Origin of the sequence: Actinoplanes palleronii (assembly GCF_016862315.1) — a bacterium.
GTDB lineage: Bacteria > Actinomycetota > Actinomycetes > Mycobacteriales > Micromonosporaceae > Actinoplanes > Actinoplanes palleronii.
This window is the reverse complement of sequence record NZ_BOMS01000042.1, coordinates 49,701-64,575: the sequence shown is the minus strand read 5'-3', so window position 1 is coordinate 64,575 and position 14,875 is coordinate 49,701. Positions and strand designations below refer to the sequence as shown.

12 protein-coding genes are annotated in these 14,875 nt (G+C 70.3%); 4 read left to right on the top strand and 8 right to left on the bottom strand.

The genetic code is table 11. The features are described 5' to 3' along the window. Positions 1 to 57: 57 nt before the first annotated feature. The 4 genes from Apa02nite_RS15055 to Apa02nite_RS15040 all read right to left on the bottom strand — a co-directional run bounded on the left by Apa02nite_RS15055 (position 58) and on the right by Apa02nite_RS15040 (position 5,545). Positions 58 to 945 (bottom strand): NUDIX domain-containing protein, encoded by an 888-nt coding sequence (locus Apa02nite_RS15055; protein WP_203825496.1) that lies wholly within the window; start codon positions 943 to 945, stop codon positions 58 to 60. Between the two features lie 54 nt (positions 946 to 999). Further along, positions 1,000 to 1,947 (bottom strand): NUDIX hydrolase, encoded by a 948-nt coding sequence (locus tag Apa02nite_RS15050; RefSeq protein WP_067688540.1) that lies wholly within the window; start codon positions 1,945 to 1,947, stop codon positions 1,000 to 1,002. Between the two features lie 131 nt (positions 1,948 to 2,078). Next, a complete protein-coding gene (gene guaA / locus Apa02nite_RS15045) occupies positions 2,079 to 3,626 on the bottom strand; it encodes a glutamine-hydrolyzing GMP synthase (protein WP_203825495.1) in 1,548 nt (515 codons plus the stop codon). Positions 3,627 to 3,709: 83 nt separating this feature from the next. Next, the gene (locus Apa02nite_RS15040) at positions 3,710 to 5,545 is read right to left on the bottom strand and encodes a S8 family serine peptidase (protein WP_203825494.1); all 1,836 of its coding nucleotides are present in this window, start codon (positions 5,543 to 5,545) and stop codon (positions 3,710 to 3,712) included. A 145-nt stretch (positions 5,546 to 5,690) separates the two neighbouring features. Between Apa02nite_RS15040 and Apa02nite_RS15035 the strand changes: the two genes are divergently transcribed. Both Apa02nite_RS15035 and Apa02nite_RS15030 read left to right on the top strand, forming a co-directional pair. Further along, the gene (locus Apa02nite_RS15035) at positions 5,691 to 6,797 is read left to right on the top strand and encodes an LCP family protein (RefSeq protein WP_203825493.1); all 1,107 of its coding nucleotides are present in this window, start codon (positions 5,691 to 5,693) and stop codon (positions 6,795 to 6,797) included. Between the two features lie 27 nt (positions 6,798 to 6,824). Beyond that, complete coding sequence (locus tag Apa02nite_RS15030; protein WP_203825492.1) at positions 6,825 to 8,252, top strand: M1 family metallopeptidase; 1,428 nt, start codon at positions 6,825 to 6,827, stop codon at positions 8,250 to 8,252. Between the two features lie 114 nt (positions 8,253 to 8,366). Here the strand turns inward: Apa02nite_RS15030 and Apa02nite_RS15025 are convergent, their stop codons facing one another. Together Apa02nite_RS15025 and guaB are read right to left on the bottom strand one after the other, a co-directional pair. Then, complete coding sequence (locus tag Apa02nite_RS15025) at positions 8,367 to 9,488, bottom strand: GuaB3 family IMP dehydrogenase-related protein (protein ID WP_203825491.1); 1,122 nt, start codon at positions 9,486 to 9,488, stop codon at positions 8,367 to 8,369. Positions 9,489 to 9,540: 52 nt separating this feature from the next. After that, a complete protein-coding gene (gene guaB, locus Apa02nite_RS15020; RefSeq protein ID WP_067688517.1) occupies positions 9,541 to 11,028 on the bottom strand; it encodes an IMP dehydrogenase in 1,488 nt (495 codons plus the stop codon). A gap of 120 nt (positions 11,029 to 11,148) precedes the next feature. On the opposite strand from guaB, the gene Apa02nite_RS15015 reads away from it, so the two are divergent. Beyond that, positions 11,149 to 11,550 carry a DUF5319 domain-containing protein gene (locus tag Apa02nite_RS15015; protein WP_067689071.1) on the top strand — a complete coding sequence of 134 codons (402 nt, stop codon included), beginning with the start codon at positions 11,149 to 11,151 and terminating at the stop codon, positions 11,548 to 11,550. Between the two features lie 73 nt (positions 11,551 to 11,623). On the opposite strand, the gene Apa02nite_RS15010 is transcribed toward Apa02nite_RS15015, so the two are convergent. Further along, complete coding sequence (locus Apa02nite_RS15010) at positions 11,624 to 12,472, bottom strand: response regulator transcription factor (RefSeq protein ID WP_067688514.1); 849 nt, start codon at positions 12,470 to 12,472, stop codon at positions 11,624 to 11,626. A 231-nt stretch (positions 12,473 to 12,703) separates the two neighbouring features. Between Apa02nite_RS15010 and Apa02nite_RS15005 the strand changes: the two genes are divergently transcribed. Further along, a complete protein-coding gene (locus Apa02nite_RS15005) occupies positions 12,704 to 13,090 on the top strand; it encodes a WhiB family transcriptional regulator (protein WP_067688511.1) in 387 nt (128 codons plus the stop codon). A 159-nt stretch (positions 13,091 to 13,249) separates the two neighbouring features. Here Apa02nite_RS15005 and Apa02nite_RS15000 read toward each other — a convergent pair whose 3' ends face one another. After that, positions 13,250 to 14,875, bottom strand: a complete 1,626-nt coding sequence (locus Apa02nite_RS15000; protein WP_203825490.1) for a molybdopterin-dependent oxidoreductase — start codon at positions 14,873 to 14,875, stop codon at positions 13,250 to 13,252.

Sequence of the window (14,875 nt, the reverse complement as noted above, 5' to 3'; positions counted from 1 at the left end):
AGAGGCCGATTAGTTGCGCTGCGCAACGGGCCGCTCTCCATCTTCCTGGTAACGATTTTAGCCCGTGTGGGCCAGTGCTTCCTGGGCCAGTTCGGTCAAGGGCAGTTCGCCCACCTCACCGAGGGTGAACCAGGACGCCCGGTCGGTGGATCCGCCGGCCGCCTCGGTGACCGATGCGGTGACCGGTTCATCCACCCTTACCCGGTAAACGACGCGGATCACATGCCAATCCATCGGAATGCCCTCGGGCCCGAGTGCCGCCGGGTCGTAGCGGTGGCCGACGGTGAGCAATCCGTCCACCCGGCCGCGCTGCGAGGTCTCCTCGTCGAGCTCGCGGAGCAGACCCTGCTCGGGCGTCTCGCCGAAGTCGGTGCCGCCGCCCGGCAGGTGCCACTGGCCGCCGCCGGGGTAACCCTCGGTGATCCGGGCCAGCAGGACCCGGCCGGCCGGGTCGGTGACCAGACCGTACGCCCCGAACCGCTGCACCCGGGTGCCCCGGCGCACCGGCTCGTCGTCGTCCGGCACGGCCGGCAGGGCGGACGGTGCGCCGAGGGCGTGTGCGGTGAACGGCAGCAGCGGCACCTCGGCGACGGTGGCGGGCGTCAGCCACGCGGCCAGGTCGGTGGTGCCGTCGGCCTCGGCGCGCAGCACGCCGTCCTGGACCGTGACGTCGTAGATGATCCGGTCGGTGTGCTCGACCGGCCCGTCCGGCAGGGCGATCACGTCGGCCACCACGGCCCGGACCCCGGTGACCGCGACCAGCAGCCCGGTCTCCTCGCCGAACTCCCGGACGACCGCGTCGGCCGGGTGCTCGCCGTGCTCGACGCCGCCGCCGGGCAGCGACCAGACGCCGGGGAACGCGCTGAGCTCCGATCCGCGGGCGAGCAGGACGCTGCCGTCGGCGGAGCGGCACACGCCGTACGCCGCGGCCCTTCTGATCTTCACGGGCCGACGTCCTGTCCTCGCGGGTCGCGTCCCGCGCGACCCGCGAGACCTGACCTAGATTAGCCGCGCCGCGCGCAGGGCGTCCGCGGTGACGTCGGTGAGCTGGTCGGAGGCCAGTTCGGCGACCTCCTTGAGCGGCATCCAGCGGGCATCCGAGGTGGAGCCGCCGACGTCGTGGATGGTCACCTCGGTCGGCTGGTCCACCACCACCCGGTAGAACGCCCGGACGCCGTGCCAGTCGATCGGGTAGCCCTCCGGGCCGAGCGAGGCCGCGTCGCGGTGGCTGGCCACCCCGAGCAGCTCGATCAGCCGGCCGGCCTGCCCGGTCTCCTCGACGAGTTCGCGGAGCAGCGCGGTGCCGGGCTGCTCGCCGTAGTCGGTGCCGCCGCCGGGCAGGTGCCAGCAACCGGCGCCGGGATAGCCCGGGGCGATTCGCGTCAAAAGAAGGTTTTCGTACGGGTCAGTGGCGATCGCGTACGCCGCGAAGCGCTGCGCCCGGTGCAGCCCGTCCGGCCCCTCGTACGCGTAGAACGACGGGAAGGTCGGCGGCACGTCGGGGCGCAGGTCGGCGGAGGCGGCGCTGAGCCCGAGCGCGGCGGCGGCGAACGGCCGCAGCTTCAGCCCCTCGGCCTCTTCCAGGGTGGTCCAGCGCGCCAGGTCGGTGGGGTGGCCGACCCGGTCGATCAGGTTGCCGCCGCGGACCGACACGGTGTAGATCAGCCGGTCGGTGTGGATGGTGACGCCGCGGTGCGGCAGCGAGCGCATGTCGGCCAGGACGTCACGCAACCCGGTGACGGCGACGGAGAGCCCGGTCTCCGCCGCGGTCTCGCGGACGACGGTGTGGTTGGGGTCTTCGCCGTGGTCGACGGCGCCGCCGGGCAACGACCAGATCCCGGGCGTACCGGATTTGGCCGAGGCCCGGACCAGGAGGACCCGGCCTTCGTCGTCAGTCGCGACGGCGTAGGCGGCGATCCTGCGGAGCGGTTCCAGTGCGGGGGTCACGAAGCGGCATTCTGCCCGGATTATGTTACCTATCCGGGGCGTCTGTCGGGTTCCTGACAGTTGGATAGCGCTGTGTAACCGCAGCTCAGGGCGTTTTTACCCGCCCTGAGCTATAGATCCACTACTGACCGTCACTCCCACTCGATGGTGCCCGGGGGCTTGCTCGTGACGTCCAGCACGACCCGGTTGACCTCCCGGACCTCGTTGGTGATCCGGTTCGAGATCTTGGCGATCACGTCGTACGGCAGGCGGGACCAATCGGCGGTCATCGCGTCCTCCGAGGAGACCGGACGCAGCACCACCGGGTGCCCGTAGGTCCGGCCGTCGCCCTGCACGCCGACACTGCGCACGTCGGCCAGCAGCACCACCGGGAACTGCCAGACGTCCCGGTCCAGACCGGCCGCGGTGAGCTCCTCGCGGGCGATCAGGTCGGCCTGGCGCAGCAGGTCCAGCCGCTCCCGGTCGACCGCGCCGATGATCCGGATGGCCAGGCCGGGACCCGGGAACGGGTGCCGCTGCACGATCTCGTCGGGCAGGCCGAGCTCCGAGCCGATCGCGCGCACCTCGTCCTTGAAGAGCGTGCGCAGCGGCTCGATCAGCGCGAACTGCAGGTCGTCGGGGAGGCCACCGACGTTGTGGTGCGACTTGATGTTCGCGGTGCCGGTGCCGCCGCCGGACTCCACCACGTCGGGGTAGAGCGTGCCCTGCACGAGGAACTCGATGTGCCGCTCGGCGTCCAGGTCGCGGGCCGCGGCCTCGAACGACCGGATGAACTCCCGGCCGATGATCTTGCGCTTCTGCTCGGGGTCGATGACACCCGCCAGGTGGCCGAGGAACTGCTCCTCCGCGTTGACGACGACCAGCCGGACCCCGGTGGACGCCACGTAGTCCTTCTCGACCTGCTCGGCCTCGCCGGCGCGCAGCAGGCCGTGGTCGACGAAGACACAGGTGAGCTGGTCACCGATGGCCTTCTGGACGAGCGCCGCGGCGACCGCCGAGTCGACACCGCCGGAGAGGCCGCAGATGACCTGCTTGTCGCCGACCTGCTCGCGGATCAGCGCGACCTGCTCGTCGATGATGTTGCTCGGCGTCCAGGTGGGCTCGATGCCGGCGATGTCGTACAGGAAGCGCTTGAGCATTTCCTGGCCCTGCTCGGTGTGCGCCACCTCGGGGTGGAACTGCACGCCGGCGCGCTTGGCGGTGAGGTCCTCGAACGCCGCGACCGGCGCGCCCGGGGTGGACGCGGTGACCGCGAAGCCGGCGGGGGCGACCGCGACGCTGTCGCCGTGGCTCATCCAGACCGGCAGGTCGGCCGGCAGGTCGCGGAGCAGGGTGCCGCCCTGCGCGGCGAGCAGGGTCCGGCCGTACTCCCGGGAGCCGGTCTGCGCGACCGTGCCGCCGAGGGCCTGTGCCATCGCCTGGAAGCCGTAACAGATGCCGAAGACCGGGACGTCATGATCGAACAGGCCCGGGTCGAGCGAGGGCGCGCCCGGCTCGTAGACGCTGGAGGGGCCGCCGGACAGGATGATCGCGGCGGGGTTCTTCGCCAGCATCTCGGCCACCGGCATCGAGTGCGGGACGATCTCCGAATAGACGCGGGCCTCACGGACCCGGCGGGCGATCAACTGGGCGTACTGGGCGCCGAAGTCGACGACGAGAACGGGACGCGGGGTACTCACCCGGCGAGTTTACCGACGGCGGCCCGGCCGGAAGACGACGAGGGGCCGGTCGTCACCGACCGGCCCCTCGTTGGTGCGATGCGTCAGGCGCGGTAGTACGTGCGCAGGACCGCGGTGGTGAGGTAGTTGCCCGCCTTGTCGTACGCCCGGAGGCGCACGTTCATCTTCTTGGCCTGGTTCTTGACCTTGAAGCTCAGCGAGTAACCGGCGGTGGTGTCGGTCGCCACCACCTTGCCGTTGACCAGCAGCTGCACCTTGCTGATCCCGGACACGTCACTGGCCTTCGCCTTGATCGTGACGGTGCCGGACACCTTCGCCTTGTTCTTCTTGGCGCTGGTGAGCGCGACCTTGGGCTTGATGTTGTCCGCGATCACCGTGCGCTCACCGGTCCAGGCCGCGTTGCCGGCCTTGTCGGTGACCTTCAGCTTGACCTTGATCGGGCCGTTGCGGGTCCCGGTCTTCAGCGTGGGCGCGAACGGCGCCTTGTAGGCCCAGTCGGCCCACTTGCCGTTGACGTACAGCTCCGCCTTCATCACACCGGACCAGCTGTCGGTCGCGCCGACCGGCTTGATCGCGACGTTGCCGTGCACCTTGGCGTTCTGTCCCGGCGAGATGTACCCGATGGTCGGCACCCGGGCGTCGGTGTCCATGGTGAGCGCCTTGGCTGCGTCCACCAGGCCGTACCGGGTCCAGTTGCGGGCCGTTCCGGTCTTGGTCGAGCGGGTGATGGCGCTCTGCAAGGCCCAGCCGGTGTAGGTCGGGTGCGCCGACTTGACCAGCCCGGCGATACCGGCCACCAGCGGCGACGCGAACGACGTGCCCTGCACGTAGTAGTACCGCGTGCCGTTGATGATCTCCCCGCACGACGTGTCGTCCGGGGTGGTGTCGTCGCCGTGGCAGTACTTGCCGGTCTTGGTCATGCCGGCCGTGATGCCCGGCGCCGCCACGTCGACCCAGTTCGTCCCGTAGTTGGAGAAGCTGGACTTCTTCTGGACGTCGGGGGTGTTGTAGGTGTTCGTGCCGCCGACCGACAGCACGTCCGGGTACGCCGCCGGATAGAACTTGCTGGTCTTGTTGTCGTTGCCGGCCGCGGCCACCACCAGCACGCCGCGCGCGTTGGCGTAGGCCACCGCGTTCGCGACCACCGGGTCGTTGTAGGGCGAACCCAGCGACAGGTTGATGATGTCGGCGTTGTTCTGGGCCGCGTAGACGATGCCCTGGGCGATGGTCGAGAACGGACCGGAGCCCGTGTGGTCCATCACCCGGACCGGCATGATCTTGCACTCCCAGCAGACACCGGCCATGCCGGTGCCGTTGTTGCCCTTGGCCGCGATCAGCGACGCGACGACCGTCCCGTGCGGGAAGTCGCCACCGTCGCGCGGGTCGTTGTCGCCGGCGACGAAGTCCGTGCCGGGCACGAGCTGGTCGGCCAGGTCGCCGACCGGGGTCACTCCGCTGTCGACGACCGCGACGACGACGGAATCCGTACCGGTGGTGGTGTCCCAGGCGGCCGGCACGTTCAGCTGCGGCAGCTCGGGCTGACCCTTGGCGTACACCGTGTCGTTCGGCGTGACGTCGACGACCTTGGCCACATGGTCGACCGAGGCGTAGGCGACCGCCGGGTCCTGCCGCAGCAGGGCCAGCGCGAGGTCGACCCGGTTGGCCGGAACACTGATTGCTTTGGCGCCGATCTCGGCGAGCAGTCCCTTGCGGGCCTGTCCCTGCGCCTCGGCGCCCTGCAGACCGAGCCGGGCCAGGGTGGCCAGCTTGGCGGAGGCGTCGTGGCCGGGCTTGAGGCCGATCACCAGCGGTACCGGCGCGACTTCCGCAGCGCTGGCCGGACCGGCGATGGCGCCCGCCCCGGTGATCAGAGTTGCGGAAAGAAGTCCGACGGTCCACCGCCGGGCTTGAGGGTTCATATGCGAGTGCCTCCCCGTGGCGATCGCCGCGAACCGGCGAATCGCCCGGCCAGAGTACTGGTGATCATAAATTTCGCAAGACCCCTTCCAGAGAACGGGATGAATGGGGATTGAGCACGTCACGGCAGTGACTTAGGGTGCCGCTATGCGGAACAGCAAGATCACGTGGGCCGTGGTGATCGGGGCAGTGGTGGCCCTGCTCGCCGGCATCGGTGTGGCGATCGCCGTCAACCGGGGCTCGGACAGCACCGACGCCGCTCCGGTGGGTTCGGCGCCGGCCTCCGCGCCGGTGCTGGAGTCGACACCGAGCCCGTCGGCGTCACCGGCACCCTCCCCCGGCGCCGACATCACCGGCCCGCTGGACCTGCTGCTGGTCGGCGTGGACACCCGGATCACCATTTCGGACTGGGAGTCGCACTCCGACACGATCATGCTGTTGCACGTCGACACCGGCCTGAAGTCCGCGTACCTCTACTCGCTCCCCCGGGACCTGCGGGTGGTCATCCCGGCGTTCAAGAAGTCCGGCTTCGCCGGCGGGCGCCACAAGATCACCGAGGCGATGGCATACGGCTCCCGGTTGCCCGGCAAGAAGACCAAGAACATCCAGAACGGGTACGAGCTGCTGGCCAAGACCATCGGCAACTACACCGGCATCAAGACCATCCAGGCCGGGGCGATCCTCAACTTCGGCGGTCTGGACAAGCTCGTCGACAAGCTCGGTGGCATCGACCTCACCGTGGATCAGAAGGTCAAGTCCCGGCACCGCACCCCGGACGGCAAGGCCCGCAAGCTGGTCGGTCACGACTACGTCGGCCCGCAGGCGGTCTACCTGCCCGGCAAGCGGCACCTGACCGGCTGGCAGGCGATCGACTACGCCCGCCAGCGGTACGGCCTGCCGAACGGCGACTACGACCGGACCCGCCATCAGCGGCAGCTGGTCAAGGCGATCCTCACCAAGGCGCTGAGCGAGCAGCTGACCGACGCGACGAAGCTGGAAGCGGTGATCACCGCGCTCGGCAAGACCCTCGTCACGGTGGGCGGGCGTCGCCCGGTCGAGTACGCGTACGCCTTGCGTGACCTCGCACCGGCGAAGGTCACCATGGTCCACCTGGACGGCAGCGGAGTCGGCAGCGGCGGCGGCTACCTGGGCGAACAGCTGAACACCGAGGCTCGCGGCTTCCTCAGCGCGGTGGCCAAGGGCAAGATCCCGGCATACCTGAAGGCGCACCCGAAGCTGGTCAACAAGGGCTGATCGGGCGGCCGGTCTTAACCTCGCCTTATGAGACGACGGGGTTTGCTGCCGGCCGCCGCGCTGGCCGTCCTGCTGACGGCCGGGGCCTGCACATCGGACGACGATCCGCCGGAGCCGGGATCCTCGGCCGCGCCGACCGCCGCACCGGACTTCCGGCCCGGCGCGGACGGCGCCGGCGACCCGTACTTCCCGAAGTACGGCAACGGCGGCTACGACGTGGCCGGGTACGACCTCGACCTGCGCTACGACCCGAAGACCGGGAAGCTGACCGGCCGGGCGACGATCACCGCGACCGCGACACAGGACCTGTCCAGCCTGAACTTCGACCTGGCCCACCTGACCGCCGCCACGATCACTGTGGACGGCGCGGCGGCGACCGGGCGGGCGGCCGGCAACGAGCTGACCGTCACACCGGCCGCCGGCATCCCGGCCGGGCGGGCGTTCACCGTGGTCGTCGACTACGGCGGCACGCCGGACCAGCTGGAGAACAAGTCGCTGGGCAACGGCGGCTGGATCCGTACCGCCGACGGCGGTATCGCGCTCGGCCAGCCGGAGTCGGCCAGCACCTGGTACCCGGTGAACGACCACCCGTCGGACAAGGCCACGTTCGCGCTCGCGATGACCGTGCCGGACGGGCTGGAAGTGATCAGCAACGGGGTGCCCGGGCCGCGCGCGACGAAGGCCGGCTGGACCACCTGGCGGTGGAGCGAGGGCTCACCGATGGCCAGCTACCTCTCCACCGTGGTGATCGGGCAGTACCGGGTCACCACGTCCACCCACGACGGCAAACCGATGATCGTCGCGGTGCCCGAGTCGATGGCGGCCACCAGCCCGGCCGCCACGTCACTGGCCCGGACCGGGGAGATCACCGACTACCTGGCGAGCGTGTTCGGGCCGTACCCGTTCGACGCGAACGGTGGCGTGGTGGTCAGCGACAAACGCATCGGGTACGCCCTGGAGACGCAGACCCGGCCGGTCTACGGCGACACGTTCTTCGCCGGCGAGCCGAACCCCGGTGTGGTCGCGCACGAGCTGGCGCACCAGTGGTTCGGCGACAGTGTGGCGCTGCGCCGCTGGCAGGACATCTGGCTCAACGAGGGGTTCGCGACGTACGCGGAGTGGCTCTGGTCGGAGCACGACGGGCAGGATTCCGCGCAGAAGCTCTTCGACAAGTCGTACGCGGCGTTCGACTGGTCCACCCCGCCCGGCGATCCGGGAGCGGCCCGGATCTTCGGCGCTCCGGTCTACCAGCGCGGCGGGATGACCGTGCACGCGCTGCGCAAGACGATCGGCGACGACGCGTTCTTCCGGCTCTTGAAGACCTGGACCACCGACCACAAGGACGGCAACGCCGACACCGCCCAGTTCATCACCACGGCGGAGCAGGTGTCCGGAAAGGACCTGAAAGCCTTCTTCGACGCCTGGCTGAACGGCACCACCCGCCCCGCGCTCTAACCAATGTGTGAAGTTTGGGCGCGGAGCGCACCCAAACTTCACACATTGCGGGCTCTCGGCCTGAGGTGTGGGGAGTTTGGGCGCGGAGCGCACCCAAACTTCACACACTCGCGGTCAGCTCTGGTCGAGGACCAGCGCTACCTTCTGGAACTCCTTGACGTCGCGGTAGCCGCACTTGGCCATCGCGCGGCGCAGGCCGCCGAACAGGTTGAGCTGGCCGTTCGGGCTGTTCGCCGGGCCGTAGAGCAGCTGCTCGAGGCTGCCGTCCGGCTCGCCGGCGATGCAGAACCCGCCCCGCGGCAGAGCCGGGTGGCTGGCCGCCGAGTGCCACCAGGCGCCACCGGCCGGCGCGCCCTCGGCCAGCGAGAGCGGCTCGCCCAGCATCACCGCGTCGGCGCCGCAGCCGATCGCCTTGGCGATGTCGCCGGAGGTGGCGATGCCGCCGTCGGCGATCAGGTGCACGTAGCGGCCACCGGTCTCGTCCAGGTAGTCGCGGCGGGCGGCCGCGGCGTCGGCGATCGCGGTCGCCATCGGCACCCGGATCCCGAGCACGGTGTCGGTGGTCGCCCACTCGTCCGCGCCCACCCCGACGATCACGCCGGCCGCACCGGTGCGCATCAGGTGCAGGGCGGTCTTGTAGTCGGTGCAGCCGCCGACGATGACCGGGAGGTCGAGGTCGGCGATGAACTCCTTGAGGTTCAGCGGCTCGTCGGTGGTCGAGACGTGCTCGGCCGAGACCAGGGTGCCCTGGATGACCAGCAGGTCCACGCCGGCGTCGAGGATCACCGGTGCGAGCGCCAGGGTGTGCTGCGGCGACACCCGGACCGCGACGGTGACACCGCCCTCACGGATCTGCCGGACCCGCTCGGCGATCAGCTCCGGCTTGATCGGCTCGGAGTAGACCTCCTGCAGCCGCTTGGTGGCGTCCGCCTCCTCGTCCAGCGAGGCGAGCTCCTCGAGGATCTTGCTGGGGTCCTCGTAGCGCGTCCAGAGGCCCTCGGCGTTGAGCACGCCCAGGCCGCCGAGGCGGCCCAGGGCGATCGCCGAGTCCGGGCTCATGGTGGCGTCCGACGGGTGCGCGACGCAGGGGATCTTGAATGGGTACGCGTCGAGCTTCCACTCGGTCGACACGTCGTCCACGTCCCGGGTCCGCCGGCTCGGCACGATCGCGATGTCATCCAGGTGGTAGCCGCGCTGAGCGGTCTTACCTAGGCCGATCTCCACTACGTCACGCATGGCAGGGCGCCTTCAGTCCTTTTTCGGGCGGCGGGTGGGGTGGTTGGAGGCTCTAGCGGGAGTGGTAATTCGGGGCCTCGACCGTCATCTGGATGTCGTGCGGGTGGGACTCCTTGAGGCCCGCCGCAGTGATCCGGATGAGCTGACCCCGCGCCTGGAGGTCGGGGATGGTCTCCGCACCCACGTAGCCCATGGCCGCGCGCAGCCCGCCGATCAGCTGGTGCGCCACCCTGGACAGAGGACCACGATAGGGCACCTGGCCCTCGACGCCCTCGGGGACCAGCTTGTCCTCATTCACATCCTGCTGGAAATACCGGTCCTTGGAGTACGACTTCGCCTGACCACGCGACTGCATCGCGCCCAGCGAGCCCATCCCCCGGTACGACTTGAACTGCTTGCCGTTCATGAAGATCAGCTCGCCGGGGCTCTCCTCCGAGCCCGCCAGCAGGCTGCCCAGCATCACGGTGCTGGCGCCGGCCACGATCGCCTTGGCGATGTCACCGCTGTACTGGATGCCGCCGTCACCGATCACCGGCACACCGGCCGGAGCGCACGCCCGGCTGGCCTCCATGATCGCGGTAATCTGCGGCACACCCACGCCCGCGACGATCCGGGTGGTGCAGATCGCGCCCGGGCCGACACCCACCTTCACAGCGTCGGCGCCCGCCTCGACCAGTGCCTTGGCACCCGCGAACGTCGCGATGTTGCCGCCCACGATGTCGATCGGGGTGTCCTTCTTCAGCCGGGCCACCATCTCCAGCACGGCCCGCTGGTGACCGTGCGCGGTGTCGACGATGACCACGTCCACGCCCGCGTCGACCAGGGCCCGGGCCCGCTTGTACGACTCGTCGCCGACGCCGACCGCGGCGGCCACCCGCAGGCGGCCCTGACCGTCCTTGGCCGCGTTCGGGAACTGCTCGCTCTTGGTGAAGTCCTTGACCGTGATCAGGCCGCGCAGGTGGCCGCCCTCGTCGATCAGCGGCAGCTTCTCCACCTTGTGCCGGCTCAGCAGCGCCAGCGCCTGGTCCTTGGTCACCCCGACCGGCGCGGTGATCAGCGGGGCCTTGGTCATCACGTCCCGGACCTTGGCGTCCATATCGCTGACGAACCGCATGTCCCGGTTGGTGACGATGCCGACGAGCACACCGGACGCGTCGACCACCGGGGCGCCGGAGATCCGGTACTGCCCGCAGAGCGCGTCGACCTGGCCCAGGGTGTCGTCCGGGCTACAGGTGATCGGGTTGGTGATCATGCCGGACTCGGACCGCTTCACCAGGTCGACCTGGGTGGCCTGGTCCTCCACCGAGAGGTTGCGGTGCAGCACGCCGATGCCACCCTGGCGGGCCATGGCGATCGCCATCCGCGCCTCGGTGACGGTGTCCATGCCGGCCGAGAGCAGCGGGATGGACAACTCGACGTTGCGGGTCAGTCGCGTCACCGTGTTGACCCGGCTGGGCACGACATCCGACTCACCTGGCTGCAGCAGCACGTCGTCGAAAGTCAGACCGAGAGGAACAGTGCGAGCGCTGTCAGTTTCCACAGATCATTCCCTAGAGAAGAGGCGGAGTTCATCATCCTACCCAGCCCGGAGGGGCCACCCAGGCGGCGGACAGAACGTGCGGGCCAGCACACCCGGCCGGGAGGTGAGTACGGTATGGGGGTGCAAGAAGAGCCGATCGACCCCTTCAACGGCGACCCCGCCGACCCGGCTGCGGAACTCGACGACCTCAACGAGGACGCCGAGAGCGAACCGCTGACCGAGGAGGAGCGGCAGGACGTCCTGGAGGACCTCTCCGATCTGGAGATCTACCAGGCGTTGCTGAGCCCGACCGGCATCCGTGGTCTGGTCATCGAGTGCGAGGACTGCCACGAGCCGCACTACTTCGACTGGGATCTGCTCCGGGGCAACCTGCGCCACCTGTTGAGCAGCGGCCGGCCCCGGGTCCACGAGCCGGCCTACGACCCCGACCCGGATCACTACGTCACCTGGGAGTACGCCCGGGGCTACGCCGACGGCGTCCACGACACCCTCACCGAGGGCAGCGACGAGGACGCGAGCTAGAGAGCTCTGACATCGGTACGGGGCAGGCGGTTGTTCTCCGCCTGCCCCGTACCGATTCTGTCGAACCTGTCGTTCAGGCCACCAGGCCCGCCCGGAATCCCGCGGCCACCGCGTGTGCGCGGTCGCGGGCGCCCAGCTTGCGGAACAAGCGGCGGGCGTGCGTCTTGACGGTGTCCTCCGAGACGAAGAGCTCGCGCCCGATCTCGGCGTTGCTCTTCCCGTCCGCCATCCCGCGCAGCACCTGCAACTCGCGCTCGGTGAGCGTGAGCCGCCGCCCGGTCGGCGGAGCGTCGGCCATCACCGCGCCCTCGTTGCCCGGCCAGGCCACCATCGGCCGTCCGGTGGCCGGGTCGATCGGCGCGTCACCGCGCTGCACCGGCACCATCGGCGCGTTCGGCCCGAGCATGGCCGGTACGGACGCCGCGTTCGCGACCGTCATGCCGATCCCGTCGCGGTACTGCCCGCGAGTCGCCGGAGAATTGCTGTTGCGCATCCCACCGGCGACGCCGGCCGGCTGAGCGTTCGCGCCGTTGATCGGCATGCCCTGCGGGCGTACCGGCAACAGCAGTAGGAGCAGCGCCTTGGCGACGACGCTGACCAGGTCGTGTTCGACGCCACGGATCACTCCGCGGGCGCCGGCGGCGACGGCTGCCGCCGCCACTCGGGGGTCTTCAGCACCGAAGAGCACCAGCTGCGCCTGTGGGGCACGAGCGAGTACGCGCCGGGTGAAGCCGACGCTGTCAGGGCGGGTCACGGCGGTATCGGCCAGAACCACTTCGGCCGGCCGTTCCGCCAGTCGGATCATGGCCTCGGTCTCGCTGACCGCAGTCCGGACGACGCCGGTCATGCCGAGCCGGGCCGCGGTGGACGCGACGGTCTGGGCCGCCAGCGGGGTTCGGACGCACACGAGGACGGTACGCACAGTGATCCTCCTTCTCTCTCAGAGGAGATCACGCGAGGGCCGCAGCATTACGCGCTTTAGATGGAAAAAACAGGAAAGAAAGGTATGACTTGCCACCTCTTTGCCACACGGCTCGCAGAGACATCGACATGTTGCGTGTGAGCCGGCTTTTGCCGGGGTACACCCGCGTGAGGCCTGTGACGGGCCCCCGTGTCGACCAATCCGCGGTGCCGCGCGGTGAGGAGGGTGTTGATGTCGAACGTTCGCAGGCTGCCCGGGCCGATCGCCGATCTGTGGGACTGGCAGCGGCTGGGACTGTGCCGTGGCCGGGACAGTGCGCAGTTCTTCCACCCGGACGGCGAGCGCGGTTCGTCCCGCAATCGCCGCGAGGCCAAGGCCAAGACGATGTGCGGAGCATGCCCGGTCAGGGCCGAGTGCGCCGCGCAAGCCCTCGCGGTGCGCGAGCCGTACGGGGTCTGGGGAGGTTTCAGCGAATCGGAGCGGCTGCGGCTGCTCGCGGTCGGCTGGGAGGATCTGGCAGACCGTCACGGACGGGTCGACCTGGTCCGGCTCGAGGCACGCCTCGGACGTCCCCACAAATCGGCAGTGCCCGCACAGCGGCAGGCACCGGCGGCCTGAATTCGCCCGACGCGCGGCATCACCACACGACTGGCGACACGGTCCTCCCCTGAGGGCCGTGTCGAGTGGTTCAGCGGTTCTTCAACCGCATCGGTGGACATGCAACCCACCGTATGAGCGACTTGCGTTTTCGAGTCGGACCGAAAGTGCGGCTTTCAACTACCCGACAGAGACCGTCACCTCGTGCCATCCGGTGGCACCGTCCGGCGCAGGATAGGCCTGCTCGGACGTCTGCGTGTAGCCGTCGAGATCGGTGGCACGGACCCGCAGGACGTGCTTGCCGGGCGTGGCCGTCCAGGAGTGTTTCCACTCCCGCCAGGTGTCGTCGGACACCGCCGGCGCCAGCGACGCCACCGCCCACGGACCGTCGTCGACCTGCACCTCGACCTTGGCGACCCCGCGGTGCTGCGCCCAGGCCACGCCGGCCACCACGACCTCGCCGGCATGCCGGGTGGCACCGTCGCGGGGCGTGTCGATCCGGGACTGTGTCTTGATCGGCGCCTGTGCCGCCCAGCCGCGCGGCACCCAGTAGGCATCGAAGTCCGAGAATCGAGTCAGCTCGATCTCGGTGATCCACTTGCAGGCGGAGACGTAGCCGTACAGTCCGGGAACGATCATCCGGACCGGGAAGCCGTGCGGCACCGGCAGCGGCTCGCCGTTCATGCCGACGGCCAGCAGCGCATCCCGTCCGTCGCGCAGCACCGCGGTCGGGGTGCCGCAGGTCCAGCCGTCCACCGAGCGCTGCACCGCCTGGTCCGCGCCGGGCAGCGGGTCGGCCTCGTCGAGCAGCGCTTTGATCGGGGTGCCCAGCCAGAGCGCGTTCCCGATCAGGTCGCCGCCCACGTCGTTGGAGACGCAGGCGAGCGTGACATACCGCTCGACCATCGGCCGCTGCAGCAGCTCCGCCCAGGTGATGGTGATCGGGTTGCGGACCATCCCGTGGATCCGCAGGGTCCAGTCCGACGGGTCGACCTGCGGCGTGATCAGCGCGGTGTCGATCCGGTAGAAGTCCCGGTTCGGCGTCACGTAGGGCACCGCGCCGGTCACCTGGGCACCGGCCGGTACGACCGGCGCGGCCGCGATCGGGGCCGGCAGGGTGACCGCCCCGCGGGCCGAGGTCACCGCGCCCCGGTCGCTCAGCCACCGGCCGGCGATCCCGCCGCCGGCCGCGACGGCCGCCACGATCCCCAGGTCCCGGACGAAACGACGGCGGCTCTCCTCGACGTACGCCACGTCGGGGAGCGACCGCTCGCGCACGGCCGGCGCCGCCGACCCCGGCGCACTGCCGGCCTGCGCGGACGAAACGGTGCCGCCGGGCGAAACGGTGCCGGCGGGCGCGGGGGTGCCGGCGGGCTGGGCCGCAGCGGCGCGGCGGAGCAGGTGCCGGAGCACCGGGACGGCCAGCGCCGCGCCGATCAGGGCCGGCAGCGCCGCACCGGCACCCGCGCCCGGGCGGGTCAGCGCCGCGACCGCGCCGAGCACGCCGAACACCGCGATCCCGCCGATCGCGACCGGCCACCAGCGCCGGGCCAGCACCCCGACGCCGTACGCATAGAGCCCGAGAAGGATCGCCGTCCCGGTGAGCAGCGCGGTCTTGTCGTGCACCCCGAACACCGAGATGCCGAAGTCCTTGACCGCGGGTGGCACGTGATCGACGACCACACCGCCGACCGCGATCAGCGGGGCCGAGCGGGCACCGGCGACCACCGCGAGCAGTTCGGCCACCCCGAGGGCGACCGCGGCCGCCGCCACACCGGACAACCCGGCCCGGATCGTTGTTCTCAC

Coding starts and splice junctions, on each gene's coding strand:
- Apa02nite_RS15040 (WP_203825494.1), bottom strand. CDS start 5,545: ATGAACCCTCAAGCCCGGCGGTGGACCGTCGGACTTCTTTCCGCAACT.
- Apa02nite_RS15035 (WP_203825493.1), top strand. CDS start 5,691: ATGCGGAACAGCAAGATCACGTGGGCCGTGGTGATCGGGGCAGTGGTG.
- Apa02nite_RS15030 (WP_203825492.1), top strand. CDS start 6,825: ATGAGACGACGGGGTTTGCTGCCGGCCGCCGCGCTGGCCGTCCTGCTG.
- Apa02nite_RS15025 (WP_203825491.1), bottom strand. CDS start 9,488: ATGCGTGACGTAGTGGAGATCGGCCTAGGTAAGACCGCTCAGCGCGGC.
- Apa02nite_RS15005 (WP_067688511.1), top strand. CDS start 12,704: ATGTCGAACGTTCGCAGGCTGCCCGGGCCGATCGCCGATCTGTGGGAC.